The following is a 25552-nucleotide window of genomic DNA, read 5'->3' as shown; positions in this document are numbered from 1 at the left end:
GTCGTGTTGCAACTACTGACGGGGCACCCTCCAGAACATTCACCGCCGGGCACTCACCCTGTTCTCGCGGACCTTCGGCGCCCATGTAGGCCTGGCGCCAACCCCCTGGAAAAGCAGGCACTTACCGGGCGAAGCGCGGGGCGACCTCCGCGCAGGTGAGGCCCTCCTCCGGCGCGCAGTTGCGCCCCACGAGACAGCCTCCAGCGCCTTCGTGGTCCACGCAGCGGATGGGCCGGCAGTCCGCGTCACCGACACACGCGCGACGACTCACCGTGCACGTGCCCTGGCTGCAGGCGTCCTGCACGCAGTCGGTGTCCTGCTGGCACGAGCAGAAGCCCTCCACGTCGCCCTCGGCGATGGAGCAACGTCCCGCGCACGCGCCCTCGGGCTGTCCGTCCTGCTTCACGCAGCGCCCGCCACGTCCGCAGTGCGAGTCCTCGCGGCACGGCAGCGAGGGCGACGGCGCGCACTCCGCATCCGAGCGACAGCGCGCACGACTGGCGACCACCACCACGTCCGAGCACTGGTAGCCATGGGGACAGCGCTGTCCCTCCGAGCAATCCGCGCCGCAGAAGGCGCTCCCCGGGCTCGCCGTCTCGCGCAGACAGAAGTTCGCGCCGCGCCCGCAGACCTGGAGGCCACCACCGTAGGTGCAGCTCGCGCAGTAGGGACGTCGCACCGGGTCGAAGTCGCTGACGCACGTCCCCGCTTCCTCGCCCGCCGTCGTGCCGCAGGACTCACCGAAGGCGCAGTCACGCGTGTCCGCGCAGAAGCTCGCGTCGCAGACACCCAGGGCACATGTGGCGCGTCCTTCTGGCGTGGTGGCGTCGCAGAGGCATGGCGCATCGCCGCAGCGGCAGGCCGTGCCCGCGCAGTCTCCGGAGGACCGACAACCCTCCACGCACGTGGTCCTCGCGGTGTCACAGACCTGGCCCAGCGGGCAATGCAGGTCCGTGGCGCAGCGTCCCCGCGTCAGGCAGGTGCCCGTGCTCGTGTCGCAGAAGAGCGGGTCCTCTCCACAGTCCGCGTTCGACTCGCAGCCCGCGCGGTCCTGGCAGAAGCCCGCTTCGTTGCACAGCTCTCCCGGCGCGCAGGCGCCATCCGTGCGGCACCGACAGGCGGCGGTCTGCGTGTCACAGCGGTATGCCTCCGACGGCGTGCCGCAGTCCGCGTCCACGCGACAGCTCGCGTCCTCCACGGGAGCGTCACCGCGACAGGCGGCGACGAGGAGCAGCAGCAGCGGCACGGCGAACTGGGGCCAGCGGCGCATCACGGGTCGAAGACCTCCGAGCGCCCCAGGACGTACGCCGTCCAGGTCGCGGTGGACAGCGTGTCGTAGGTCCACTGCGAATACTCGAAGCGAGGGACTCGCGCGAGGGAGAGGTCCGCACGGAGGCGTGCGCCTTCGGGGAGCTCGGCGCGCAGTGTCTGGAGCGCGGCCTCCGGGAGCGTCACCTGTGTCTGGCCTCCCGGAAGCACGGCGGTCCAGCGGATGCCGCCTGTCGTGCCGGGCGCGGACAGGGTGAGGAGCTGCACGTCCGGCGTGACACCGGAGGATGACGGAGTCCAGGCCATCGCTCCCGTGAATCGGGCACCCCTCGCGGGCTCGGTGAAGAGAGGAAGCGCGAGTATCGGCGGGAGCGTCACGCCGGCTTCTGGGGCTCCGGGCTGACGGTGATACAGCAGGCTCTGGGGATAGGCCGTGGTGCCTCGGAGCAGGTCGAGGAAGAGCAGGCTCGCTCCGTCCACGCGGGGAAGTTGAGGGAACGTGAGCAGCGGCCCCGGTCCTTCGACGGAGGAGAAGAGCCGCGAGCCCGTGCCCCAGTTGTGCGGATGCGGCACCAGCCCCTCGGCGCCCAGGTCCAGCCACGCGTAGACCTGATGCAGGGCTTGCTCGCCCGCGATGATGACGGGGCCCGCCACGGAGAGCGGCGCGGCGACGTCGAGATGCACGTCGAACACCACGTCCTGCCCCTCGGACACCCGCGTGCCCGACGCCGCGATGCCGCGACGCACCCCGAGCAGATACGGCTCGAAGTCGACCTCGTCCTTCAGCACACCGAGCACCGCGTACACCGCGCGCAGCCCGGGCTGGGCTTGCACGAGAAAGGCCCCGCCCTCTTCACGAATCCGCCACGTCTCCGCGCGCCGGTCTGCTGGCCCCACGAACGGAGGACCCGACGCGGGGCTCGGCTGCGCCACGAAGACGCGGGCCTCCAGCACCTCGCCGGACTGGAGCGGCCTGGGCGGCTTGAAGCCTCGCACCCGGCCCGTGATTCGAGCACTCGCGGGCACGGGTGGATTGCCCGGGTTGCCTTCGCTGTCGAGACGGCGCAGGTACACCGTCAGGTTCTCCGAGCGGATGCCCGCCACCGTCACCACGTCGTGGCCCGGTTTGAAGACGGTGGCCACCTGCGCGCCCACCATCCGAGAGTCCGACAGCGTGAGCTGACCGCGTGCGTCCGTCACGCCCTGGAGGAGCGGTGTCGAGTCCGTGCCGAGAAGGACCTTCGCGCCCACGACAGGCTGACCATAGGCCCCCGAGGATGTGTCGAGCACCGTGACGTTCAGCGTGCCCGTGAGCAGCGCGCCTGAGAGACCTCCCGGGCCTCGGGGGTCGAAGTACGTGAAGGACTCAGCGAGCGCCGAGCGTGCGGAACCGTGGATGACGGCCACTTCCACCGGCCCCTGGCTTCGCGACGCGGGCGTTCGACACGTGAGGGTGTGGGTGTCCTCCACGTGCACGTCGCTCGCGGGCTCTCCGCCGAAGGTGACCTGGACGCCGTCGACGAAGCCGCTTCCCCTCACCGTCACTCGCGAGCCTCCCGCGATGGCACCGCGCGCGGGCTCCACCTGCGCGAGCACGAGCGCGGGCTCGTAGGCGAAGGCGTTCGGGAGCAGGGCTTCGTTCTCCGGGTCGCCCGCTGAGGAGACATGGAGCGCGTGTGCACCCGCGCCACCTGGGGGCGTGGTGAAGCGGAGCTCCGTCGTACCTTGCACTGTCGCCCCTGGAGCCTGGAGCGCGCCGACTCGCACCACGGCATCCGGAGGCAGTGCGTCTCCTTCGAGGAGGACCTGGGTTCCTCCGGCGGAGGACCCCGTTCCAGGTGTCACTCGAGTGAGCGCGAGCCGATAGGTGTAGCCCCCTGGGAGGTGACTGCGCAGCGACGACAGGCTGACCGTCACAGGGACCGTGCGAGGAAGTGTGCCTCGCGGGGGAACGCGGACCGTGAGCGTGAACGGGGTCGCCGCGACAATCTGGGCGGGCGTTTCATCGAAGGTGACCGAGAGGCCCGGAGCGTCGAACGCCCGTCCCGTCAGCGTCACCGTGCCATCCTCTCGCGTCCCCACGCGTGGAAAGACTCCCAACACACCGAACAAGGTGCCCTGTGGATTGTCCACGTAGGTGAACCCCTGGCGCACCGTCCAGGAGCCACGTGATGTGACGATGCGCACGGGGACTGCTTTCGTGTCCATGTACCGCGGCGAAGTCACCACGAGGCGCGAGGGAGATTCCACGCGGAATGAGGGAACGGGCGTCTCTCCGAAGAAGACCTCCGTCGTGCCCTCGAAGCCCTGCCCCGAGAAGACGACGGACGTGCCTCCAAACATTGTTCCCGTCAGCGGCTCGATGTTGGTGACGCGGGTGTCCTCGACGTAGCGGTATGCGCTTCGCAGCACATCGCCCACGCCATGACCCTGCACCCGCACGTCGACGAGGCCGACCGTGGAGCTCCGAGGAACGACGACTCTCAGCTCCGAGGAGGAGACACGCGTGACGGAGGGACTCTGCGTATCGCCGAAGAGAACCTGGAGCCCCGGGCCCGAGGGGAAGCCCGCGCCCATCAGCGTCACGGTGTCGCCGCCTGACTGTGCGCCTTCCGCCGGTGAGACAGCACGGAAGTCGAAGACGTCGAAGTACGTGAAGCACGCCGCGCAGACCGTCGTCCCGTTCGGGCTCTTCACCGAGAGGTCTGCCGTGCCTTCGACACCCGGAGGCGTGCGCAGGTCGAGCGTGGTTTCGTCGATGAGCTGGAAGTCGCGAACCACACGCGAGCCGACCCGCACCTCCGTGCGCAGAGCGGCTTCCGAGGGCGTCGTGGCCACTCCATCCACAAAGCCACGGCCCTTCAACGTCACCCAGGTACCGCCTCCGCTCTCGCCTCGCGTGGGCAGTGCCGAGTGGATGATGGGCGCGGCCGAGGTGCCAGCGTCGGTCCGCGTCCCCGCATCCGCGCTGCCTGCGTCCTCCACACCCGCATCGCGCGCACCCGCGTCCGGCGGGTCACCGGGTGGTCGCGACGAGCCTCCGCAGGCCGTGAGACCAAGGACCCACAGACACAGGCCCAGCACGAGCCCACGCCGTGGTTGCTCCAGGTGATTCGCGCCATCGGGCCCGGAGGAATCCCTCATGGGAGCCACTCCACCTGGAGCGTGTAGCCGTTCGTCGTGCGCGCGTCGTCGCCCATGACCCTCGCGGTGAGCCGCTGGCCCGCCACCGCCGACGCCGGCAGCGACACCGTGGCTCCTTCCGCGTCGTCCGAGCAGCCCAGCTCCGCGCCTCCGCTCTCTCCCAACAGACACAGGCGCAGCAATCCGCGCTCCGCTGCATGACCCGACAACGACACCTTCACGCCCTGGGCCGGTGGCACCGTGAACCAAACGTGGTCCTGCTCTCCCGGGCAGAGCATCCCCTCCAACGACAGCGCCTCCGGCAATGTCGTGGCCGTGTCCACGGTGTCATTGGGCTCGTGGACATCGTCATCACAGGGAGTGCCTCTCGCGAGGAAGAACCCCACGTCGTACGCGCGTGGCAGCGCGTCGCGCGAGGCGATGCGCACGGTATAGACGCCTCGCTCCGCCACGACGTGCGACATGCGCAGACGTCCCGTCGCGAGCACCCTCCCCCGCGCGTCCTGGAGGGCCGTGGAGAACACCGGCTCCGCGAACACCTCCGCTTCCACATTCACGCCGAGCTGGTCCCCTCGCTCCAGGGCGAGCGAGTAGTGGTCCACGTCGTCCGGGCACAACGTCAGCTTCACGTAGCGACTCGCGCTCACGGGGAACGCCGTGGACACCGCGTCGTTGGGCTCCAGCGCGTCCGGCTGGCACGTCCTGGGTCCGCAGGTCCCAGTCCCGAGGTCGCAGCGTTGGTCCATCGCGCAATCATCATCCGAGCCACACGGCGGCGGCCTGGCCAGGCACGCTCCGCTCGCCAGATGGCATACCCGAGGCACCTCACAGTCCCGGTCCGAGTAGCAACGCGGCGCCGATGAACACCGCCCCGCGGCGTCGCACACGAAGCCCACCGCGCAGTCCGTGTCCTCGTCACACTGGACGCAGAGGCCGTCCGCGCAGTGCTCACCCACTCCGCATGAAGTGGTGTCGATGCAGCGAGCCACACACGCATGCAGGCCCGGATTGCAGCGCTCCTCGGCACCACAGTCCGCGTCCTCGACACACCCCAGGTCCTCCTCGCAGACGAGCGTGGACCGATTGCACCGCTGCCCGGTGGGACACTCCTCTCGCGCCCCCGAGGGACAGAGCACCACCTCCGTCCTCGCGAGACAGAGCCCCTGCTTGCACCACTGTCCGAGCGCGCACTCCGCGTTCGCCGAGCAGTCCGTCCCCCAGCCTTCACGGAGGACACAGACGCTCACCTCGGCATCACAGCGTTCCTTGAGCCGACACTGACCGCTCGACACACAGGCGTCGCAGACACCCACGAGCGTGCAGACCTGTCCTCCCTCGCAGTCCTCGCGCCGCGCACAAGACGTGGGGCTCGGTCCGGCATCCGGGACAGGCGGCGCCGCCTCCTTCGAGCAGGCCAGTAAGCAGCACACCAGCACGAGGAGCCACCACCGCGGCGTCACGGGACCTCCATGACCACGCCCGAGGGCCACTGCACGTCCGCCACCGTCCACACCTCACCCTGACTCGACAGGGTGTGACGGAACTCGCCCTTCAGCACGCCCCGGTCATACACGCGCACCGTCGCCTCGCTGCGCGGGTCCACCGCCCCATTCGCGCGCGCGAGCACCACCGCCACACGGTACGTCCCCGCCACCGGGCGCTCGTAGCCGAACACCTCCGGGCCGTAGCCCGTCAGCCGATCCCTCAGCAACTCCGGGTCTTCCGCGAGGCCGGGCGCACCCCAGTCCGGACGCGGATTCGCGTAGTGACAGTCGTCCACGGACCCTGGCACCGCGTCCACGCCCCGTGACACATGCAGGTCCAGGTCCGTCTCCACGTGGTTCCACGACACGTCCACCAACAACCGCTGCGCGGGCACCGCGACGACACGCGCGCTCGCGGGACGCGGACTTCGCGCTCCCGCCGCATCCGTCACCACCAGCTCCACCTCGTACGCTCCCGGCACCACCGGGTCCAACCGGAGCACCGTGCGCGCCGCACCCGGCTCCACCACCTGGGCTCGCGCGCCCACCGGTCGCTCCTTCAGCACCCACGCGTACGTGAGCGGCCCATCCCCATCCGGGTCCATCGAGGCCGTGCCATCCAACATCACCTCCGCGCCCGGGACACTGTCCCCCACCGGGCTCACCACCGGCACCGGACCCAGATTCACCCCTCCGTGCAGTGACACGCGTGCTTCTCGCTGGTCCGGGTCCGTGGTCCGCAGCAGGAGCGCTCCGCTCATCGCTTCCGCCGCCGCTCCCTGGGGCACCGCGTAGCGCACCGACAGCTCCACCTCGGTCGACACCTCCAGCACCGCCGGAGTCTTCGCGGAGCCCACGAGCTGGAAGGCCGACGCTCCAGCAAGCGTGAGCGACTCCAACACCAGCGGCGCATCGCCCCGGGCGCTCACCTTGAAGGAGCGCACCACGGCATCACCTTCCGCGACGCGTCCGAAGTCGAGCCGCTCCGTCTCCAGCTCCAACAGCGCCGCCGTGCGCCCCTCACCCCGCAGAATCACCTCGCGAGAGGGACGACTCGGGTCATCCGTGTGCAGCTCCAGGGTCGCCGTGTACGGGGACTCGCGCGGCGGGACGAAGGCCAGCACCACGGGAGCCTCCGCCTGCGAGGGAATCTCATCCGGCGCGGAGACGATTCGGAACGGACTGTCCGCCTCTCGCACCGAGACACCCACCACGCGCAGCGGCGCACGCCCCGCATTCACCAGGGGCAGGGACACCGCGCGCTCGTTCAACGCGGGCACCGCTCCGAAGTCGAGCGTGGACTCGGGCGCCACCCAGCGCGGCACCACGGACAGCGAGGGCGCATCCTTCCCACAGCCTCCCGCCAGCAAGCAGCCCATCACGAGCCACCACCCTCCGCGAGCCGCCCCCTTCCTCACGACGCGTCCTCCTCCACGTACTCCAGCTCCACTCGCGACCCGAGCCCCGGCACCGAGTCTCCCGCGAAGAAAACAGTCCTTCGCTCGGGCTGATACACCCACCCGTCCACGGCTCCGGCCCTGGGCGTGCAAACAGCCTCCAGTGCCTCCGCTGACTGACCCGCACAGCCCTCGCGGTCCACCGCGGCGCAGGCACCCAGCGCAGCCTCCGTGGCCCCACAGGGATACCGCACGCGGACCCGCAGCGAGTCCGCGCGAGGAACCCGCTCCAGGGCGAATGTTCGCCGCAAGCCCACCGCGCTCGTCGCCAGCGCGCGCAGTGCTCGCGCGAAGTCCTGGTCACAGATGCTCCCCAGCTCCCCGCCCATCAGCGTCACCAGCTCCGCGTAGCGGCTCCCTGGCTCGGCGCCACAGCCGTTCGCGGGCACGTCGCCGATGATGGCCGACGCCACCACCGTCCCGTCATTTCCCAGCCCCTTCACCTGCTCGAACGCGCGCCAGTACATGCGCACGTCATGCGGCGAGCGGTCGTCCTCATCCGTCACGAAGGCCAGGTAGAGCCACGCCTCCGGACGCAGGAAGTCCACGGCGTGCTCCCTCGCGCAGCCCTCGCGACAGGCCTGCATGGAGCAACGCGACACACAAGCCGCGCGAGCCTCCAGCACCGGCGCGTTCTCTCGGGAGACCTGCTCCAGCACCAGGTTCGCCGCCTCCAGGCCCGCCTCGTAGGCGCTGCCCTGGGTGCCCACTCGCACGCTGTTCGCGAAGGCCTGCTCCAGCTTCGGCGTGTCCGGGCTCAGGATGCGCGGCGTCCCCACCAGCGCTCCCGGCCGCGTGAAGACATCCGTCGTCGCCACGCCCATCCGGTAGTCGACGCGCCCCTCTCGAAACAGCGAGATGAACGCCTGGAAGTTGCGCGCGAGCAGCTCCTGACGCGGCGCCATGGACGCCGAATCATCCACCACCCACAGCACATCCACCGCCGGGGCCGAGCGCTGCGCATATGTGTCGACGTGAAAGCCCGCGGGAAGCGAGGGCACGAGCCGCTCGTCTCGACAGGCGACGGAGTGGAGCGCCAGGAAGGCGACGACGGCTGCACGGCGCATGAGCAGGGAGACTAGCAGGCCGTGCCAGGGAGCGTTCATGGCACACAGAGGCAGAGAGAAGCAGTCCTCGCGAGCCTCCGGGTGCGATACACCCAATGGCACCATGTTCCACCGCCAAGGGCCCACCCTCCTCGAGCTGGCCGAGCAGGCCATGACCTCCGTCGAACACGGCTACGACCTGCTGGCCCCCAAGTTCGACTACACGCCCTTCCGCACGCCCGACCCGGTGGTCCAGGCCGCCATCGATGCCCTGGGCCCGGCTGGCTCCGTCGACACCGCCCTGGACGTGTGCTGCGGCACCGGCGCCGCCATGCGTTTGTTGCGGCCCCTCGCCCGGGAGCGCGTCGTCGGCATCGACGTGAGCCAGGGCATGCTCGAGGAAGCGGACCGTCGCCTCTCCGCCGCCCCCGGCACCGCCGCCTTCCAGTTCGTCCGGGGTGACGCGCTGGCGATGACCTTCGACGCGGAATTCGACGTCGTCACCTGCTTCGGCGCCTTCGGCCACATCCTCGAAGAGGACGAATCACGACTGGTGCAAGGCATCCATCGCGCCCTGCGGCCTGGAGGCCGGTTCCTCTTCGTCACCGGCCATCCGCCGTCACGGCTGCGTCCCGGCTACTGGGTGGCCAAGGGCTTCAACGCCGCCATGCGCGTGCGCAACGCGCTCTGGAAGCCGCCCTTCGTCATGTACTACCTGACGTTCCTGGTGCCTCGCGCGCGGGACCTGCTGGAGGCCCAGGGGTTCACCGTCGAGGTTCGCGACGGCATCCTCCCCGAGCCCTTCACACCGCTGGCCACCGTCATCGCGACGAAGCGCTGACTACTTCGTGTCCGCCGCCTTCGCCGCGCCCTTCGCCAGGCCCTGGAACACCGTCTCCAGCCACACGTCCGTCTTGATGTAGCCCGTGCCGAAGGACTTGAGGTGCTCGGGCAGGCTCTCCGCCTTCACCTGCTCCAGCGTCTTGCCGGCGTCCTTCTTCGTGCGCACCAGGGCCACCGACTCGCGCAGCGCCGCCACGAAGCGCTCCAGGCCCGCCTTGTCCGTCAGCGGTCCGTGGCCCGGAATGATTTTCACGTCCGCCGGGAGCGTCTGGAGCAGCTTCTCCACGTTGCGCACGTACCCTTCCACCGAGCCGCCGCTGTTCACGTCGATGAACGGGAAGGCGTCCACGAAGAACTGGTCGCCGGTGTGCACCACGTTGGAACCGACGAAGTGCACCAGCGTGTCGCCGTCCGTGTGGCCCGCCGGCAGGTGCGTCAGGCGAATCTCCTCGCCGTTGAAGTACAGCGACATGCCCGTGTCGTAGGTGATGACCGGCAGCGCCTCCTTCTTCGCCGGAGGGACGACTCCGCGGTCCCCCCTGTCCTGCCCGACCACCAGGCGCGTGCGCACCTCGCGATGCGCCACGATGCGACCCTCGCGGCCGAAGACGGCGTTGCCGCCCGTGTGGTCGCCGTGCCAGTGGGTGTTCAGCACGTAGGCAATCTTCGCCTTGCTCAGCTTGTCCAAGGCCTTGTGAATCTTGGGCGCCAGGGGCTCGAACTGGTCATCGACGATGAGCAATCCATCCGGCCCCACCGAGACGCCGATGTTGCCGCCCGCGCCCACGAGCATGTGCACGTTGCCCGCGACGGGGCTGCTCGTCACCGGCACCTTCTCCAATTCCTTGGACTGCGCCAGGGCCAGCGAGGGAACCGCGACCAGGACCGCCAGGAGGCTTCGCATGTCAGGGACTCACAGAGACAGGGGTGTCGAAAACGGGGCCGCAGCATAGTCCACGGCGACCACCGTGTATTCCACCGCGCCCCGAGGCCGCTCCACCTGCACGGACTCCCCCACTTCCTTGCCCAGCAGCGCCCGGGCCAGCGGAGACTCCACGCTGAGCCGCCCCGCCTTCACGTCCGCCTCATCCAGGCCGACGATGCGGTAGCGCACCCGCTCGCCTTCCTCGTCCTCCAGCTCCACCCATGCGCCAAAGAAGACGCGGCCCGCCTGCGCCGGGTCCGGCTCCACCACCCGCACCTCCTCCAGCGTCGCCACGAGGTGCCGCGCCCGTCGCTCGCGCTCCTGACGCCGCACCCCGGCCTCCAGCGGCGTCAGTCCTCGCGCACCGGAGTCGGGCCCCTGCGTGGACGCCAGCTCCTCCTGCAGCGCGCGGTAGCCCTCCGGAGTGATGTAGCGCTTGTCTCCCGAAGCGGACCTCGGGCGCGGCGGTACCAGCGCCTCGTCCCCACCCGAGTCTTCCTTCGTGAATGCCTTCGACATTCCCGCCTCCACGCGTCGAGGGACTTCGAGGCCCCGAGATTATTAAGGTACGCCGCTTCTCCCATCACTCAAGGGGTGCACGCATGGCAGGGCAGGCAAGGCTGACTGGCAAGCAGGGCCAGGGACTGGCGGGCTCTCTGAGTGAAGCCCCTGCCTCGGGAGCGAAGGGCGCGGTGGTCCTCATCCATGAGTGGTGGGGCCTCGACGCTCACATCCAGGGCGTCGCCGACCGGCTCGCGAAGGAGGGCTTCACCGTGTTCGCGGTGGACCTCTACCACGGCCGCACGACGAAGGACGCGGCGGAGGCGGACAAGCTGCTGACGCAACTGGACTGGGGTCAGGCCAGCGCGGAGCTGCGCGCCGCCACGGACGCGCTGCGCGAGCGCGGTGGAGCGGGCACCAAGGTCGCCATCCTCGGCTTCTGCATGGGAGGAGCGCTGACGCTGCTGGCGGGAGCCAATGACCCGGGGCTCGACGCCGTGGTCCCCTTCTACGGGATTCCTCCGGAGGCCGTGGACGTCACGCGCATCCGCGCGCCGGTGCTGGGCCACTTCGCGAAGAATGACGACTGGTGCACGCCCGACCGCGTGGATGCGCTGGAGCAGAAGCTGAAGGCCGCCCGCGTGCCCGCCGAGCTTCACCGCTACGACGCCAGCCACGCGTTCTTCAACGACACGCGGCCGGAGGTCTACTCGCCCGACAATGCGCGCCTGGCGTGGAAGCGCACCGTGGACTTCCTCCACGCGAAGCTCGGCTGAGCCTCACGCGGAGGAGTCGACACGCGCGGCTCAGGTGCCGGGCGTCGGCGCCGGCGCCGGGGTCGCGGCCGGCTGCTGCACGGGGCTGGGCGCGGCCTCCGGGGTGGTGGCGGGCGCGTCGGAGGCCGGGGTCTCCGTCGCGGGCGCGGGCTCCGGAGCGGCGGGGGCCTGGGGCGCGGTCTCCACCGGAGCGGCGGGCGCCTCACCCGAGGGCGCCAGCTGCAGGCGGTACGTCTTCACGCCCTTGGGCAGCACCACCTCCACCAGCGGGTTCTCCTTCAGCAGCGCCTCGTTCGCCTCCAGCTTCACCAGACCATCCGCGTCGCTGAGGACGTTCAGGCGCGTGCGGAGCTCGCCCGCGCGGACCCGGGCACCCTCCACGGGCTTGCCGTCGCCGTCCACCACGCGCAGCACCACCATCTGCCCAGGGGTGACGTCAGCGGCGCTCGGCGGCGCCACCAGTTCCTTGTAGGTCGGCCTCAAGGCACAGGCGGTCAGCAGCGAGGTGGAGGTCAGGACGACGGTCAGCAGGGCTCGGCGAAGGCTCATGGGAATTCCGTACGGACGTGAGGGGACTAACGGGCGCGGCAGCATAGCCGCAGACGGCGAGCCGCCAAGCCCCACGGCGCCCGCCCTCTCGGGGAGCCCCGCCTGTTTTCCCTGGCTTGCCCCGAGGAAGCACCAGGGGTTCGCAGGGCAGCCCGCTCCCCGGTGGAGTCAGCGGCCCTTCCACATGTCCGTCGCCGACCCCACACCTGAGGGACGGCGGAGATGCCGCGCCCGCCCCTGGGAGGCTCGAAAGCCATGGTCGAATTGACTCGCTCCGACAGAACCACCACCCCTGCCCCCTATGTGAGGGACGTGCACCGCGAGCTCAGCTACTCCGAGCTCCCCGCGGGCATCGGCATGAGGAACGAGGAGATCTACTTCAAGCACAACCGGTTCGTCGTCAGCGTGGCGACGATGCTCGTCACCGGCTTCGTCGTCTTCTTCGTGCCGCTCTTCAATGGCCTGATTGCCGGCGCGTTCGGCGGGTTCCACGCGCGGACGATGAAGCGTGCGCTCGGCGCGGCCCTCGTCACCTCCATCGCGCTGCCGGCGTTCATCGCGCTCTTCTCCTTCCTCGCCGGCCCCCACCAGCTGCGCATCTTCGGCGGGCTGGGGTTCTGGGGCTGGACGGCCCTCTTCGTCATCGGCACGTTCATCGGCGCCGCCACGGGCCCCTACTCCACCCAGCTGCTGACAGACGACTTCAGCGCAGCTCAAGACCCAGTGCCAGCCGACGGTCCAGCGTACCGGACAACCACGACGACGGAGACCGTGACTCGCGAAGTGCGCGTGGAGCGAGTGAGCCCTCCCAGCGAGCCTGTGCGCGAGGAGTGAGCAACACACCAAAGGGTCCCGCGCGGCCCAGGAACCACTCCACCTGAAGCCAGGCGCCCGCCTCGTGCGTGAGGCGGGCATCGCCCATCCGCCACGTGGGGGCATAGGCCGCCTCCAGGCGCACGGCGTTGGCACCCGAGCCCGGCAGACCCGTGCGGTGCGTCAGTGACAGTCGAGGCCCCGCCGCCGGTGTCAGGGCCTGCTCGCTCCAGTGCATCCGCGCGAGCCCTCCCACGCCCACCGCCGTGAAGCGCGAGAAGCGCGCCCCCGCGTCCAGCACCACCAGCGCCTCCGCCTGCACGGTGGCCCGGTAGGGCATGGCCCGCGCCGTGTCCGAGGCCACGCGGGCCTCCGCGCCCCACCCGAGCGAGTCCCACCCGGACTGACGGAACTGGGGCAAATCCCGCTGCAAGGTGCGGTAGCCCACCAGCGTCATGTCCGTGGACACCACGCGCGGAGGGCCCCAGCGCGGCTCCAGCGAGAGCTCACCGTCCAGGACGCGCAGCTCGCTGCTCGACTGGAAGCCATGCAGGCGCGAGTCACCCAGGGCCTCCGCCATTCCCGCGGTGCGCACGCTCACCACGGGCCGCGCCGCGCCCACGTCCGGGAAGTCCATGCCCACGCTCACCACCGTGCGCGCCGCGCCCGACTCGCGCAGCGCCGTGGCGGCCCAGCGCGTCTCGGCCTCCACCTTGCGACGACGGTCCGCGCCCAGGAAGGCCACCGCGTCGACGTCCGCGAACACGCCGTCATTCAGCTCGCCCTGGACCTCGGTGGCCCGGATGAAGGCGGCCTCGGTGCGCTCGGCGCGGACCAGGACCTTCAGCTCCTTCGGCGTCGGCGCGCGGCGCGGCGCCCTGGCCAGTGCTTCCTGAAACAGCGCCGTGCGGTCCAGCACCGCCAGCTTCCGCTGGAGCGCGTCTTCTCGCTCGAAGACCCGCTGACGCTCGCGGATTCCCGCCTCCGAGGCGCCCTTCAAGGGCGTGTTCACCGCGAGCAACCGCTGGCGTTCGATGCGCAGTCGCTCTCCCTCCAACCGGTCCAACGCCGCGCGCTCCACCCGCACCGCATGGGCGACGTAGGCGTGCAGCGTCTCGCGCACGGAGGAGGCTCGGACCTGGGGAGAGGCGGAGTCGAGCACCGCGCGCACCGTCTCCGGCAACGCTCCGTAGGCCTCGCGTCTCGTGTCGGGCTCGGGGGACTGGAGGCGCGCGTGCAGGTGGAGCAGTCGCGACAATGGGGCGGCATCGACCTGGCCCGTGAGGGCTTCGAGAGTCTCTCGCCGGAGGGCGTCCGCGCGGACGGCGCGGTCTCCGGTGGACTCGAAGGCATCGGGGATGAGCTCCAGCAGGGGACCCGCGGCGCCCTCCTTGCCCAGCACCTCCAGCTTCGCCATTGCATCCAGCGTCGCGGTGGGCAGGACCCACATCACTCCGGGGGGGCGCACCTGTCGACCGTGCTCCAGGACTCCATTGAGGAGGAAGAGGAGCGCGCTCGCGCAGTTGTCGGTGAAGAAGTAGTAGCCCATGTACCCGCGTCGCTCGAGCTCCCAGATGCGCTCCAGCATCCGCTCCTCCTCGCCGCGAGTGAGGCGCAGTCGGAAGCGGCGGATGGTGCGTTGCTCCAGCTCCAGCGACTCGTGCGTGAGGTCGCCCATCGTCCCGGTGAGGAAGACGGTGTCGTAGCTGCCCGTCATCCCCTTCACCACGTAGCCCAGGCCCTTGGGCTCCATGCCCGTGAGCGCCACGAGCTGCACGACGCGCTCGAAGGAGGGACCTCGCACTTGAGCGCCCTCGCTCCAGACCGGGCGCAGGAGCAGGTGGCCGAAGAGGGACTCGGGCTGGCGTCCCGTGGCGGCGACCAGGAGGACCTCCACGTGGGACAGGAGGTCGAGCTCCGCCCAGGCGTCGAAGGCGGGACAGGCGCCGCGCGAGCCCAGCGCGCCCAGGCCCGTGGCCTCCACGGCTTCCGCCAGGGCGCGTGACTTGGAGAACTCCTGACAGCGCACCTGCTCGTCCATGGAGAGCGCGTCGTCGCGCAGGGACTCCACGGGGAGGAAGAACTCCTCGGCGAAGGTCACCAGGTCCAGCGATGCGCTGCCCTGGCCCCGCGCGCGACTGAAGGCCCCGGCGTAGTGCAGGCGCGCTTCCTCCTTCCAGACCAACGGTCGCTCGAAGGGCCTCATCCAGCCCGACAGGCGACGCCAGCTCTCGGACTGGCTCCACTGCCAGGCGTCGTCCCAGCGCTGCACCACCGCGTGCACCACGGCGCGGCGGCGCCACAGCTGCTCCGACTCCTCGTCCGTCAGGCGCGACAGGCGCAGTGTCGCGCGACGCTCCGAGGACGATGCGTACCGGTAGAGGTGGAAGCGGGTGCGCCCCTCGGACCAGTCCGGACGCACGGCGGTGCCATCACCCATCCCCAGCGGCTCGGGCTCCGGGTGGAGGACGAACTCGAGCGGCCCTCCGGGAAAGCGGCGCATCGCGGGCGGCAAGGCGCCCAGGCCCGCCTCCACCTCACGCACCAGGGACTCGTCGTCCGCGGCGGCGCCTCGCAGCAGCACTCCGACCCGCTCCAGGGCGTGCACGCGTTCCTTCAAGGAGCGAGCGGGGCCCGTCTCACCGTGTGCGGGGGCCTCGACCTGCATCGTCGCTTGCGCGCCTTCACCTGATGCGGGTGCGACCTCTGGCGCCAGGCTTTGCGCCGCGGCCTCGGCGCGCATCAGCGCGTGCGCGTTGTATCGCGGCACCGCTGCGACCTGGAGCGGCGTGCCTCGCGGGGGAACTTCATGCGCCCCGTCTCGCTGCGCTCCCATTCCGACAGGTTCCGCCCACGCGGGCAGCGTGAACGCGAGACTCAGCACCCACGCCACCCGGCGGCTCACTCCATCACCCCCGCCGTCGCCTCCTCGTCACCGTGCGCCGCGAGGAAGGCACGCCGGTCCTCGTCGAGCCTCGGGTCCGTGCGCGCCAGCTCACCCACCCTCGCCAACCAGGCCAGCGCCCGCTCGGGCGTCAGGGTGCGCGTGTCCGCCATCGCCAGCAGCTCCTGCCGGTTCGCGCGCAAGAGCCGCCCGAAGGTCCCCAGGTTCTCCCGACGGATGCTCGCCGCCGACGCCAGGTCCTCCACCGTGGGCCCCGCCCCCAAGGCCAGGTCCTCCCGAAGCTGGTGCGTCCGCGAGCGCAAGTACACCTGCGCCGCGCGCCCCACCTCCTCCGGCGGAGGCGGAGCCTGACGCCGCCGCTCGGCCGCCGCCACGACGCGCCAGATGACCACCCCCAGCCCGATCACCGTGGCCGCCACCGTCGTCGCCGACACCACGCGCCCGTCGTTGTTCTCGCTGTTGCTCGTCTCCGAGCGCGAGTCCTTCCCCTCCCCTCCATTCTCCGACTCGCTGGTCCCCGTGTCGCTCTGCTTGCTGGAGCGCGACTCGCTGGAGCCCCCCTCTTCGGAGCTGTGGTTCGAATCCCCGCTGGAGCCCGCCTCCGACTTGCTGGAGTCACCCGACCCCTTCGACGAGTCCCCCGAGCCGTTCGACGAGTCCCCGGACCCGTCCGACGAGCCATTCGACTTGGAGCCATCCGACCCCGAGCCCGAACCGTCGGAAGACCCCTCCGACGCGCTCATCCCTCCACTCCCCATGGCCCCCGGCGTCCGACATCCCGTCACGCCCAGCAGCACGGCCATTCCCAACGCAAGTTTCCCGGTGTGCTTCAAAGTCATCTCAGACACCCCTGAATGAGCACTCGTTCGTCACGAGCGCATGGACAGACACCGCGCAATGACACGGTAGGAATTCATTTGTCATGAATCTTATAGCCAGCGACGTGCCGGCCGCGAACGGGCGTTGTTTCGCGGCCTTGCGTGCGACACCGCGCGTCAAAGCGCGAAGCGGACGCTCCAGGGTGCATCGCGGGCTTCGCGCCAATGTGAGGGAAATCGCGGGGTTCAAGGGCGGCGCGCCGGGCATCGACTGTCGATCCCCGGCGCGCGCTCACATGAAACCTACCGCGAAAGGCCCTCCCCCCGGTGGGCCTGCACTTCATTGTCGCGCTGTGCGCAGTGCGAAATCCATGCGGGGAAGCCCTGATGTCAGCTTCCACCCGGACACCCCAGACTCCAGGGCATGTCGCCGATAAATGCTAAACAACTCACAACTTCGACGTCCTGGTAGGATAGTGGAAGCCACTCATTGCCAGCTTATACTCAGGATATCGTGATTCGTTTGAATTCCGAGGAACAGCGTATCCTGGCGGACCTGGAAGCCCTGCTCGCAGAAGCGGAGCCGAGCTCGGAGTCCCTGCCCACGGTCCTGGGAGCATTGCGCGACACGCTCAAGGCGGAGCGCGCGGTGGCCTATGGCGTGGACGTGGGGCCTGACCGCTTCCATGTCAGTTATTCGTTCAGCTCGGGCTTTCCCCAGCCGCCCGAGGTGGTCTTCGATGCGCTGGAGACCTTCCTGTCGGACCGGGAGAGCCTTTGGGGTTGGTATGATCCCGCGCGCCCCGCACCGGCCCAGCGCAACCGGGCGCTGCACTTCCGCTCGCTGCAGGAGTCGGAGGCGCGGCAGATGCCCTTGCATGACCAGCCCGCATACGAAGTGGCGCGGCGTCTGGGATTGAATGAGGCGGAGCTGGACGCCCAGCGCGAAAGGGTCAACACCCGCTCCGGCGCGGTGTACCGGCAGCTGGGAATGGAGCGCATGGCCTTCCTGCGCACCCTGGTCTGCGAAGGGCCGTCGCTCCTGGGGTGGCTGGGGTTGGCGCGCGAGGAGCCCTTCACCGAGCGCGAGCAGCGGGTGCTCCAGGCGCTGACGCCGGCCTTGCAGCGGCGGCTGAACATGGAGACGCGGCTGCGCGAGTCCGGGCTGATGTCCACCGCGCTGGAAGTGGCGATGGAGGCGCTCGGGCGCGCCGCCTGGGTGGTCAGCGGCAGTGGCCGGGTGGTGCACGCCAACAGCGCGGGCCGCGTGTGGCTGGAGCGCGGCGAGCCGGAGCTGATGGAGCAACTTCGCCGGGGCGCCCAGGGCGTTCCCTGTTCGGGTCCGCTGACGCTCACGCCGCTGCGCACCACGGGCCTTCCCCCGCACTACCTGGCCATCGACACGGGCACCGCCTCCAGCGCCGCCGCGCGCGTGCAGGCCCATGCCGCGCGCTGGTCGCTCACGGCGCGCGAGTCCGAGGTCCTCACGCACATCGTCCAGGGCGAGACGAACAAGTCCATCGCCGGCAGGCTGGGCTGCGCGGAGCGCACCGTGGAGGTCCACGTCACGCACCTGCTGGCCAAGGCGCACGTGGAGAGCCGCTCGGCCCTCATCGCCCGCTTCTTCCAGACGTCCTGACCCTAGAATGGGGGGGTGAACGACTCCCCAGACGCCCGCCTCCAGGCCGCCCATGCTCGCGCCCGAGAGGCGGTAGAGGCAGGTCCCCGCTCCGCGCCCGCGGACGGAGTTCCCCGACGACGGCGGCTCGCGCTGGGTGACCCGCAGGCGGACTTCGACAAGGTCCTCGCCATCCTCGACCACCACGGACTCTTGGGCACCGACGGCTGGCTGAAGCCCGACGTGCAGCTCGTCTCGGTGGGAGACCACTTCGACTGGGGCCGCCCCGAGGAGCGGGTGCACGCGTCGAACAGCGCGCTGGCGCTGGTGGCGTGGCTGGCCGCGCATCCCTCCGACCAGGTCATCCTGATTCTGGGCAACCACGACCTGGGCCGAGTGGGAGAGTTGGCTGACTTCGACGACGCCCGCTTCACCACCGCCCAGGCGGAAGCGGACCGCGTCTACCAGAAGGGGCAGACGGACGAAGCCGGCGAGCGCGCCTTCCTGGAGCGCTGGCCCCAGGTACCCACGGCGGAGCTGGTGGCCCGCGACTTCGGCAACTTCCAGCGGGCCCAGCGGGCCTGGGTGGAGCACCTCCTGCGCGTCCGCCGCTTTCGCACCGCGCACGCCGCGGGCCCCGGGCTGCTGGTGCTGCACGCGGGCGTCACGCACGAGGACCTGGACGTGACGGGCCTGCCTCGCGAGCGCCGCGCGGATGCCGACTCCGTCGCCCACGCGCTCAACGCGAAGATGGACGCGGCGGTGGAGGCGTGGACGCATGGGCGCCTCGAGGTGCCCGGGCTGCACCAGCCGGGCGACGCCGCGCGAGGCGAGGGCACGGGCATCTTCTATCAGCGCCCCAGCACGAAGCCGGAGGACGCCGAGCGCACGCGCCAGACGCCGCGCCGACGCTTCGACCCCCGGCGGCTTCCCCCAGGGCTCACGCAGGTGGTGGGGCACACCCGCGACAAGCGCATCCGCGAGCTGATGGGCGTCACCTCGGGCACGGCGCTCGACGGCGTGGTGCGCCACCTGGTGACGGACGGCGCGCGGGTGGACTGCGCGCACGGTGCCCCGCCGGCCACGGGCGCGGCGGAGGCGGTGCTCGTCTTCGTTGACGGAGGGATGAGCCACTGTCCCGTCGACGCGTACGAGCTGTTCGACTTGGACCAGCGCGCCGCCGTGCGAGCGACGACGCGCTGAATCCGAGGCTGCTTCGGCCTGCTGGAGCAGCGCGCCATCGTGCGAGCGACAGCGCGCTGAATCCGAGGCTGCTTCGACCTGCTGGAGCAGCGCGCCATCGTGCGAGCGACAGCGCGCTGACCCGCCACTACCTCGGCGCGGGCTGGGCCTCCGCCTGGAGCCCGGCGAGCTTCTTCTCCAGGCCCTTCATCATGCGCGGCGACACCTGCGAGGCGGGCAGCGTCTTGGCGTAGGCGACAGCCTCCTCCACCGTCTTCGTGGCGCCGGCGATGTCCTTGCGCGCGACGTGGATGTCGACGCGGTTGGACAGCACGTTGATGCGGCGGGAACCCTTCACGCGCTCCAGCGCGCGGTCACTCGCCGCGAGCGCGTCATCCAGGCGCCCCTGCAGCCGATACAGCGTGGCCAGCCGCGCGGGCGGGTTGTAGTCCTGGGGCAGGTCCTTCTCGCTCTGCTCCAGCGCGGCCACGGCGCGCTCGGGCGTGCCCAGCTTCATCGCCGCCGACATGCGGTGCGAGTCGAAGACGGCGCGCGCCTCCGGGTTGGTCGCCTTGGCGGCCTCCGCCTCCAGGAACGCCAGCCACTCGCTCGCGAGGGCCTTCACCCCGGCCTCGTCCTTCTCCGCCTCGCGCGCGCCCACCCGCATCTCATAGAGGCCGGAGCGGTCATCCGCCGTCATCTCGATGACGGGAGGCCCCATGGCCTCGACCACCTTGGCCTCCAGCGCGGCGCGAAGCTCCTTGCTCGCGACCTGGTCCGGAATCGACAGCGCGCACATCAGGCCCATCATCGAGGCGTTGGCCCACGACAGCGAGCGCGGCGTGGTCGGCAGCAGCTCCAGCGCCTTCTTCGCGCACGGCTCCACCTGCTGCGCTCCATACATCGCCGTCATCAGCGACTCCACCGCGCGGCCCCGGCGGTTCCAGTCCGCGGGCGCCTCGGCCAGCGCCTCCGTCAGCGTCTCCGCGGCCTCCGCCGAGCGCCCCTCTCCGTAGAGCGCGTCACCGCGCGCCAGCAGCGCCTCCGCGCCGGTGATGCCGCCCTTGTAGGCGCGCTCGCCGTCCTCGAAGAGCTTCACGAGCTGCTCCACCGTGGCACTGCCGGCGAAGCGCAGCAGGGGCTTCTCCTCGCGCGGGTCGATGACGTACAGCGTGGGCCAGAACTCGATGGGGAACTTCTCCTGGAAGGCCGCGTTCTGGGTCAGGTCGGTGTTCACCTCCAACCAGACGTAGCGGTCCGCGTGGCGGGCCAGCGACTTGTCCGACAGGACATACGCCTTCATGGAGCGACAGGTGTGACACCACGGCGCCCAGACATCGACGAAGAGGGGGATGCCCTTCGACTTCGCCTCGGCGAGCGCGCGAGCGTAGTCATCCTCGATGAACGGCAGGGGAGCTCCGGCGTGCGTCGCGTCCGCGGACACGGGGGTGTTCGTGTTCGCGGCGGTGCAGGCAACGAGCCCCAGCAACAACAGGCAGGCGGCGTGGGTGCGCATGGCGGGGGACCCTATCGCGCCACCGGCACTCTGTCCCCCAGCGACATCCGCCGCGCAAGCAACTGGGAACCCGCCCCCGCACATGCTCTGGTGTGAGTGAACCTCCGATGACGAGAGACCCCTACACCCTGCGCGAGTCCCTCGCGTCCGCCCTGGATGCCCTGCCCGCCCCCGAGCGCTTCCCCGAGGCGTCGGACGCGGACCTGGCCCGTCGTCTGGCCGAGCGGCTGCGCAGGGACCTGCTCCCCCGCCTGGGCTCCGCCGACGCGCCCCTGCTGCTGGTGGCCATCGCCGGCCCGAACAACGTGGGCAAGTCCACCCTGTTCAACGCGCTGGTGGGCGCGCCGCTGTCGCCCGCGAGGCCCGAGGGGGGACTGACGAAGCAGTGCCTCGCGGCGGCCCACCCGGAGACGTGGACGGGGGCGCTGAAGGACTTCCTCACCCGCCGCTACGACACGGTGCCCGTCGCTCCGGGAGAGCTTGCGCCCGTGGACCAGCCAGGGCCGGCGGGGCGGCTGTACCTGGTGCTGGCGGAGGCGGTGCCTCGCGGGCTGCTCGTCATGGACACGCCGGACTTCGACAGCGTGTACCGCGAGAATCGCGAGCGCGCGGAGGCGCTGCTCGTCACCGTGGACGTGCTCGTGTTCGTGGTGAGCCGGCAGACGTACCAGAACGCGGCGCTGGTGGACTTCCTGCGCGCCGCGGTGGGCCATGGCCGGCCGTACCTGCTCGTCTACAACGAGGCGTCTCGCGAGGAGGTGGCTCGCGGGCACCTGGACAAGCTGGCCGCCGACGTAGGCCACCCGCCCCTCGCGCGCTACCTGGCGCCGCACCAGCCGGACGTCGAGGCGGGACTGCGTCCCCTCGCGACAGAGCCGCTGGACGGGCGGCCTCCGCTCAACTCGCTGCTGGGCGAGGCCGAGCACGCGCGGGAGCTGAAGGCCCGGGCGCTGGAGGCGTCACTCGCGGATGCTCGCGCGGAGCTGGAGGCGCTGGCACGCGCGTCCACTCGCGCGGCGAGCGAGCCGGAGCGACTGCGGCAACGCCTGCGGCACGAGCTGGAGGGCGTGGGCAGCGCGGCGGCGCTCAAGGCGGTGCCCGCGGACATCCTCATCGACGCCTTCCGCGACGAACTGGATGCGCGCAGCCAGTTCCACAAGTGGGTGCGGCTGCCCTTCCGGGGACTGGCCACGGCGCTCACGTACGTGAGTCGCAAGGTGCGCCAGTCCTTCACGGGCCCTGAGCCGGAGGGCTCGGAGACGCCCACGCGCGCGGTGGACGCGACGATGACGGATGGGGTGCGGCGGCTGGTGGATGCCTTCGCGCCGGAGGTCGCCGCGTGGCGGGGAGACGCCGAGACGCGAGAGATTCTGGCCGAGGCCTTCGGTCCCGTGACGCTGGCGAAGCTGGAGGAGCCGCTGGGCTTCGAGTCCCTGCATGCCCACGCGGCGGACCGCGCCACGCTGTACGCCTACTGTCGCGAATTGGTGGCGGGCGAGCTGCAGGGCGGCATGCGCGAGGAGCTGCTCCAGGCACTGACGACGCTGGTGTACTCGGTGCCGTCCGGCGCGGCGGCGGTGGTGACGGTGGCCACCGGGGGCTTCGGCCATGACGCGGTGGTGTGGGCGGGGACCTTGTTGTCCACGCCCCTGATGGAGCGCTTCGTGGACCTGCTGGGTGCCCAGGTGCGCGCCCGCGTCACCCGGAAGTGGGCGGATGCCCACGGCACCACGCTGGCCCATGCGCTGGAGAAGAGATTCTTCTCAGGAGCGCTGGGTCACCTGGACGGGCTGGCGGAGGACTGGAACCGGACCGCCGCGCGGCTGGAAGCGACACGGGCCGAGCTGTCCTGACGGCTGGCGGGGAGGCGAGCCGTCGTCTTCCCGTCCCCGTGAGCCGTGAAGTGTACGCACTGAGACACCGGGGCGAGGCCGCGCGGACCATCCGCGCGGACGATATTCGGCCCGTGCGTGTGCGGCGACAATGCGCCATGCTGGGCGCGTCATGAATGGCTCGGATTCCGGCGCACCGGGCTCCCCACCTCCCGTCCTCTCCTTCCGCCACCTGCTGACCGACGCTGTCGGTACGTTCCTGGACGAAGCGGGGATGACGTGCGCGCAGACGGCCGACTCCCTTGGCGAGCTCATCGTCACGCTGTCGCGCTACCGCGAGGAAGGCGCGCCCCTGTTCCCCATGGCGTTCATCGGGGACGACCTGGGGCAGATGCTCGCGCTGCTGGGCGGGCATGACCCCATCGCCATCGGCATCGGTCCTCGCTCGCGGGCCACCGTCCAGCGGGCGCTCAAGCAGTGCGCGCCGCTGGGACAGGGGCGATGGTGGGCGCTGTACCTGCTGCGGGTGCCGGAGGGCTTCGCCTACGGCGTGTTCCGCACGGACCCGTTTCCGCTCGCGGAGTCACCGCTGGAGCGGCTGCGGCGGACGGAGGAGCCTCAAGCGGGGGTCGTGGGCGTGCTCCAGCTCGCGGACAACATGCTGGAGCTGCGCGCGGGCGGCGGGCTGTGCCGGCACGTGTACCTGTCAGGTGCTCGCGTGGAGGGGGCCTCGCCTCCCGCGGTGCTGAACGAGCTGGCGGAGGCCATCACCGACGGCGTGGCGAGCGCCAGTCTGGAGCGAGCCCGGGGGTTCTTCCGGCGCGTGCTCTTCGAGGTGATGCAGTCGTCCCATGGGGCCCTGGTCGCGGTGCTGCCCCGGGAGCGCGCGGGCTCCACGCTCTTCGTGGACGGCATCATCCTGCCCCGCCCGCTGGATATCGTGGCGTTGCTGGACCGCTATCACGCGGACCCCACCGACGCGGCGGCCACGGCGGTGCGCGCCACCGGGCAGTTGCTGCGCGGGATGATGGCGACGGACGGAATCACCGTGCTGCGCGCGGATGGCTGCATCGTCGGGTACAACATCTTCGTGCGACATCCGGAGTCGCTCGCGCATCAGCCCTCCGTCGTCGGCGGAGCGCGTCGGCGCACGTACGAGGTGCTGGGCGCCGCCGTGGGGACCGAGCTGACCGCCGCGTTCATCCGCTCCCAGGATGGTGACGCGGCCTGCCGCCGCGCATAGCAATTTCTTCGACATTCAGCGCCTACCCAAAACGCCTGACACGGCCGCAAATCACTTGTCAGACCACTACCATATCGTCGTCCTTCAATAGCCCCAGCCAATCCAGACACAGGCAACGGAAAGCCAGAATTAAATTCAAACAAAACAAGACATCCATTCTGACCGGCATTTATCTTGCCGTGGTCGCGACCGCCGGGATCGCGGAAGCCTCCTGCCCGGAAAATCAGACGCGGCCTTGCAGTATCGACGGATGTGAAGGAACTCAGACCTGCGACGGCAGCGACTGGAGTGAATGTGCCCCTCCCCCGGCTTGTTACGAGCCGCCGCCCATGGGACTCAAGTACGTGACGAGCGGGATTGGGGCAGGGAAGGAAAAAACCGTGGTGGGCGTCGCGAACGCCGCCACGACAAACCCGTTTCCCACGTATCTGTTTACTCAGGCGCAGAAGAGCCTGACCTTCACTGCGACCACGGAAGATCCCCTCAGAGGGGTCAAATCAGTCAAACTCATCGGCGAGCTGACTGTATGGTGCATGGCCCCCCGCCACAGTGTCTACAGCACCGAGATGCGCTCGTCGCAGACGTTCAATCTCTCGAATGAGAACAGCTCCGCGACAGCCTCTCCATCGCGCTCCGTCTCACTCACAGCGACGTTCAAGTCATATGCGGAGGAGACCCGTTGCGGGACCGGCCTCTTACCCTACCGGCTCGACCTCGCGCTCACGGCACATGCCCTCGACGGCAACAACCACGTCCTGAAGACGCCTCTGCGACGGTATGTGTTCGTCCAGTCATTCAAGGTCGCGACGTTCAACATCCGAAACGGCAAGAACATGTCGAACCAGGACAGTGCCGGCATGATCAGTTCGTACCTGGAGCTCGATCACAAGGTGGACATCGTCCTCTTTCAGGAGACCCACGAGAACACCGTCTCACGTCTCCTGACGGAGCCCGGGCTCAGAGAACTCTCTCTACATCGAGCCCTCTCTGGGAACAATGACCTGGCCGTCTTCAGCAGGTTTCCCATTGCGCAGAACGTGGTGGTCCCCTTTTCACAGCCCCTCCGGGACTACGTCCATCGATGGCATTATGTGGTGATGGACATGGGCGGATTCAATCCAAGGATTGCGAATCTTCATCTCATCGCGACCAGCGTCGCAGAGGAACGAGACCTGGATGAACTCACCTATCGCCGACAGGAGATGGATGAAGTGATGTGGGTGATGCGTCCGCCCGGACCTCCCTCCATCATCGCCGGTGACTTCAATGCGCCCGTCTACAAAGACAACCCGCCCTATACCTACATTCGCTGGGAATGGGATTCCCTCTACTTCACACCACCGTACAAGCACTTCTGCATGGTGGCGGGCTGCGAGACGACGCCGGAGGTTCTGCCCCGCTACAACCTTGACCAGATCTGGCTGGGGATGAGCACGCCGGGATTCGCGATTGTCGACGCCTACACGGCTTTCGATGAACCCATGTACGAGCCCCCATTCATCTCAGAGCCTGTTGAAATGGAGCGAGCCAGCCAGGGCGTTGAAGAAACAAGATGCCGGACCTCCCAATGCCCTCGCGCACGCCGTATCCGAGCGACCTGACGGACGAGCAGTGGGCCCTTATCGAGCCGT

At 69.9% G+C, this 25552-nt stretch carries 18 protein-coding genes; 7 read left to right on the top strand and 11 right to left on the bottom strand.

Annotated features, from left to right (window positions below; genetic code table 11):
- Positions 1-121: 121 nt before the first annotated feature.
- The 5 genes from LZ199_RS19925 to LZ199_RS19905 are packed head-to-tail and all read right to left on the bottom strand — an operon-like array spanning position 122 to position 8421.
- Positions 122-1273 (bottom strand): hypothetical protein, encoded by a 1152-nt coding sequence (locus LZ199_RS19925; protein ID WP_253995316.1) that lies wholly within the window; start codon positions 1271-1273, stop codon positions 122-124.
- Positions 1270-4413, bottom strand: a complete 3144-nt coding sequence (locus LZ199_RS19920) for an IPT/TIG domain-containing protein (RefSeq protein WP_253995315.1) — start codon at positions 4411-4413, stop codon at positions 1270-1272. The genes LZ199_RS19925 and LZ199_RS19920 overlap by 4 nt, the downstream gene beginning before the upstream one ends.
- On the bottom strand, positions 4410-5873 hold the full coding sequence (locus LZ199_RS19915) for a hypothetical protein (RefSeq protein WP_253995314.1): 1464 nt from the start codon (positions 5871-5873) through the stop codon (positions 4410-4412). Before LZ199_RS19915 ends, LZ199_RS19920 begins: the two co-directional genes overlap by 4 nt.
- The gene (locus tag LZ199_RS19910; protein ID WP_253995313.1) at positions 5870-7315 is read right to left on the bottom strand and encodes a choice-of-anchor D domain-containing protein; all 1446 of its coding nucleotides are present in this window, start codon (positions 7313-7315) and stop codon (positions 5870-5872) included. The genes LZ199_RS19915 and LZ199_RS19910 overlap by 4 nt, the downstream gene beginning before the upstream one ends.
- Positions 7312-8421 carry a vWA domain-containing protein gene (locus tag LZ199_RS19905; protein ID WP_253995312.1) on the bottom strand — a complete coding sequence of 370 codons (1110 nt, stop codon included), beginning with the start codon at positions 8419-8421 and terminating at the stop codon, positions 7312-7314. Before LZ199_RS19905 ends, LZ199_RS19910 begins: the two co-directional genes overlap by 4 nt.
- Before the next feature lie 103 nt (positions 8422-8524).
- Here LZ199_RS19905 and LZ199_RS19900 point away from each other — a divergent pair, with 103 nt between their 5' ends.
- On the top strand, positions 8525-9241 hold the full coding sequence (locus tag LZ199_RS19900) for a class I SAM-dependent methyltransferase (protein WP_253995311.1): 717 nt from the start codon (positions 8525-8527) through the stop codon (positions 9239-9241).
- On the opposite strand, the gene LZ199_RS19895 is transcribed toward LZ199_RS19900, so the two are convergent.
- Together LZ199_RS19895 and LZ199_RS19890 are read right to left on the bottom strand one after the other, a co-directional pair.
- The gene (locus LZ199_RS19895; protein ID WP_253995310.1) at positions 9242-10147 is read right to left on the bottom strand and encodes an MBL fold metallo-hydrolase; all 906 of its coding nucleotides are present in this window, start codon (positions 10145-10147) and stop codon (positions 9242-9244) included.
- 9 nt (positions 10148-10156) lie between these two features.
- Positions 10157-10687 (bottom strand): GreA/GreB family elongation factor, encoded by a 531-nt coding sequence (locus LZ199_RS19890; RefSeq protein WP_253995309.1) that lies wholly within the window; start codon positions 10685-10687, stop codon positions 10157-10159.
- 83 nt (positions 10688-10770) lie between these two features.
- On the opposite strand from LZ199_RS19890, the gene LZ199_RS19885 reads away from it, so the two are divergent.
- Entirely contained in the window at positions 10771-11445 is a 675-nt protein-coding gene (locus tag LZ199_RS19885; protein WP_253995308.1) for a dienelactone hydrolase family protein, read from the top strand.
- Between the two features lie 30 nt (positions 11446-11475).
- Here the strand turns inward: LZ199_RS19885 and LZ199_RS19880 are convergent, their stop codons facing one another.
- From LZ199_RS19880 to LZ199_RS19870, 3 genes are all read right to left on the bottom strand, one after another.
- Positions 11476-11994, bottom strand: a complete 519-nt coding sequence (locus LZ199_RS19880; protein WP_253995610.1) for a YajG family lipoprotein — start codon at positions 11992-11994, stop codon at positions 11476-11478.
- 703 nt (positions 11995-12697) lie between these two features.
- Positions 12698-15643, bottom strand: coding sequence for an Lnb N-terminal periplasmic domain-containing protein (locus LZ199_RS19875; RefSeq protein ID WP_253995307.1), 2946 nt, complete (start codon positions 15641-15643; stop codon positions 12698-12700).
- Between the two features lie 65 nt (positions 15644-15708).
- On the bottom strand, positions 15709-16455 hold the full coding sequence (locus LZ199_RS19870) for a hypothetical protein (RefSeq protein WP_253995306.1): 747 nt from the start codon (positions 16453-16455) through the stop codon (positions 15709-15711).
- A gap of 589 nt (positions 16456-17044) precedes the next feature.
- On the opposite strand from LZ199_RS19870, the gene LZ199_RS19865 reads away from it, so the two are divergent.
- Positions 17045-18169 (top strand): response regulator transcription factor, encoded by a 1125-nt coding sequence (locus LZ199_RS19865; protein ID WP_253995305.1) that lies wholly within the window; start codon positions 17045-17047, stop codon positions 18167-18169.
- Positions 18170-18184: 15 nt separating this feature from the next.
- Complete coding sequence (locus LZ199_RS19860; RefSeq protein ID WP_253995304.1) at positions 18185-19351, top strand: metallophosphoesterase; 1167 nt, start codon at positions 18185-18187, stop codon at positions 19349-19351.
- A 127-nt stretch (positions 19352-19478) separates the two neighbouring features.
- Here the strand turns inward: LZ199_RS19860 and LZ199_RS19855 are convergent, their stop codons facing one another.
- A complete protein-coding gene (locus LZ199_RS19855) occupies positions 19479-20846 on the bottom strand; it encodes a thioredoxin family protein (RefSeq protein ID WP_253995303.1) in 1368 nt (455 codons plus the stop codon).
- A 107-nt stretch (positions 20847-20953) separates the two neighbouring features.
- On the opposite strand from LZ199_RS19855, the gene LZ199_RS19850 reads away from it, so the two are divergent.
- The 3 genes from LZ199_RS19850 (at position 20954) to LZ199_RS19840 (ending at position 25522) form a co-directional block, all read left to right on the top strand.
- Entirely contained in the window at positions 20954-22699 is a 1746-nt protein-coding gene (locus tag LZ199_RS19850) for a GTPase (RefSeq protein WP_253995302.1), read from the top strand.
- Between the two features lie 151 nt (positions 22700-22850).
- Positions 22851-23921, top strand: coding sequence for a hypothetical protein (locus LZ199_RS19845; protein WP_253995301.1), 1071 nt, complete (start codon positions 22851-22853; stop codon positions 23919-23921).
- Between the two features lie 329 nt (positions 23922-24250).
- Positions 24251-25522: an endonuclease/exonuclease/phosphatase family protein gene (locus tag LZ199_RS19840; protein WP_253995300.1), complete on the top strand. Its 1272-nt coding sequence runs from the start codon at positions 24251-24253 to the stop codon at positions 25520-25522.
- The last annotated feature ends 30 nt before the right edge of the window (positions 25523-25552 follow it).

Source organism: Myxococcus qinghaiensis (assembly GCF_024198215.1).
Taxonomy (GTDB): Bacteria; Myxococcota; Myxococcia; order Myxococcales; family Myxococcaceae; genus Myxococcus; species Myxococcus qinghaiensis.
This window is presented reverse-complemented; position numbering and strand designations above follow the sequence as displayed.

Coding starts and splice junctions, on each gene's coding strand:
- LZ199_RS19895 (WP_253995310.1), bottom strand. CDS start 10,147: ATGCGAAGCCTCCTGGCGGTCCTGGTCGCGGTTCCCTCGCTGGCCCTG.
- LZ199_RS19885 (WP_253995308.1), top strand. CDS start 10,771: ATGGCAGGGCAGGCAAGGCTGACTGGCAAGCAGGGCCAGGGACTGGCG.
- LZ199_RS19870 (WP_253995306.1), bottom strand. CDS start 16,455: ATGAGCGCGTCGGAGGGGTCTTCCGACGGTTCGGGCTCGGGGTCGGAT.
- LZ199_RS19880 (WP_253995610.1), bottom strand. CDS start 11,994: ATGAGCCTTCGCCGAGCCCTGCTGACCGTCGTCCTGACCTCCACCTCG.
- LZ199_RS19905 (WP_253995312.1), bottom strand. CDS start 8,421: ATGCGCCGTGCAGCCGTCGTCGCCTTCCTGGCGCTCCACTCCGTCGCC.
- LZ199_RS19855 (WP_253995303.1), bottom strand. CDS start 20,846: ATGCGCACCCACGCCGCCTGCCTGTTGTTGCTGGGGCTCGTTGCCTGC.
- LZ199_RS19850 (WP_253995302.1), top strand. CDS start 20,954: ATGACGAGAGACCCCTACACCCTGCGCGAGTCCCTCGCGTCCGCCCTG.
- LZ199_RS19890 (WP_253995309.1), bottom strand. CDS start 10,687: ATGTCGAAGGCATTCACGAAGGAAGACTCGGGTGGGGACGAGGCGCTG.
- LZ199_RS19920 (WP_253995315.1), bottom strand. CDS start 4,413: ATGAGGGATTCCTCCGGGCCCGATGGCGCGAATCACCTGGAGCAACCA.
- LZ199_RS19840 (WP_253995300.1), top strand. CDS start 24,251: ATGGGACTCAAGTACGTGACGAGCGGGATTGGGGCAGGGAAGGAAAAA.
- LZ199_RS19845 (WP_253995301.1), top strand. CDS start 22,851: ATGAATGGCTCGGATTCCGGCGCACCGGGCTCCCCACCTCCCGTCCTC.
- LZ199_RS19875 (WP_253995307.1), bottom strand. CDS start 15,643: ATGGGAGCGCAGCGAGACGGGGCGCATGAAGTTCCCCCGCGAGGCACG.
- LZ199_RS19900 (WP_253995311.1), top strand. CDS start 8,525: ATGTTCCACCGCCAAGGGCCCACCCTCCTCGAGCTGGCCGAGCAGGCC.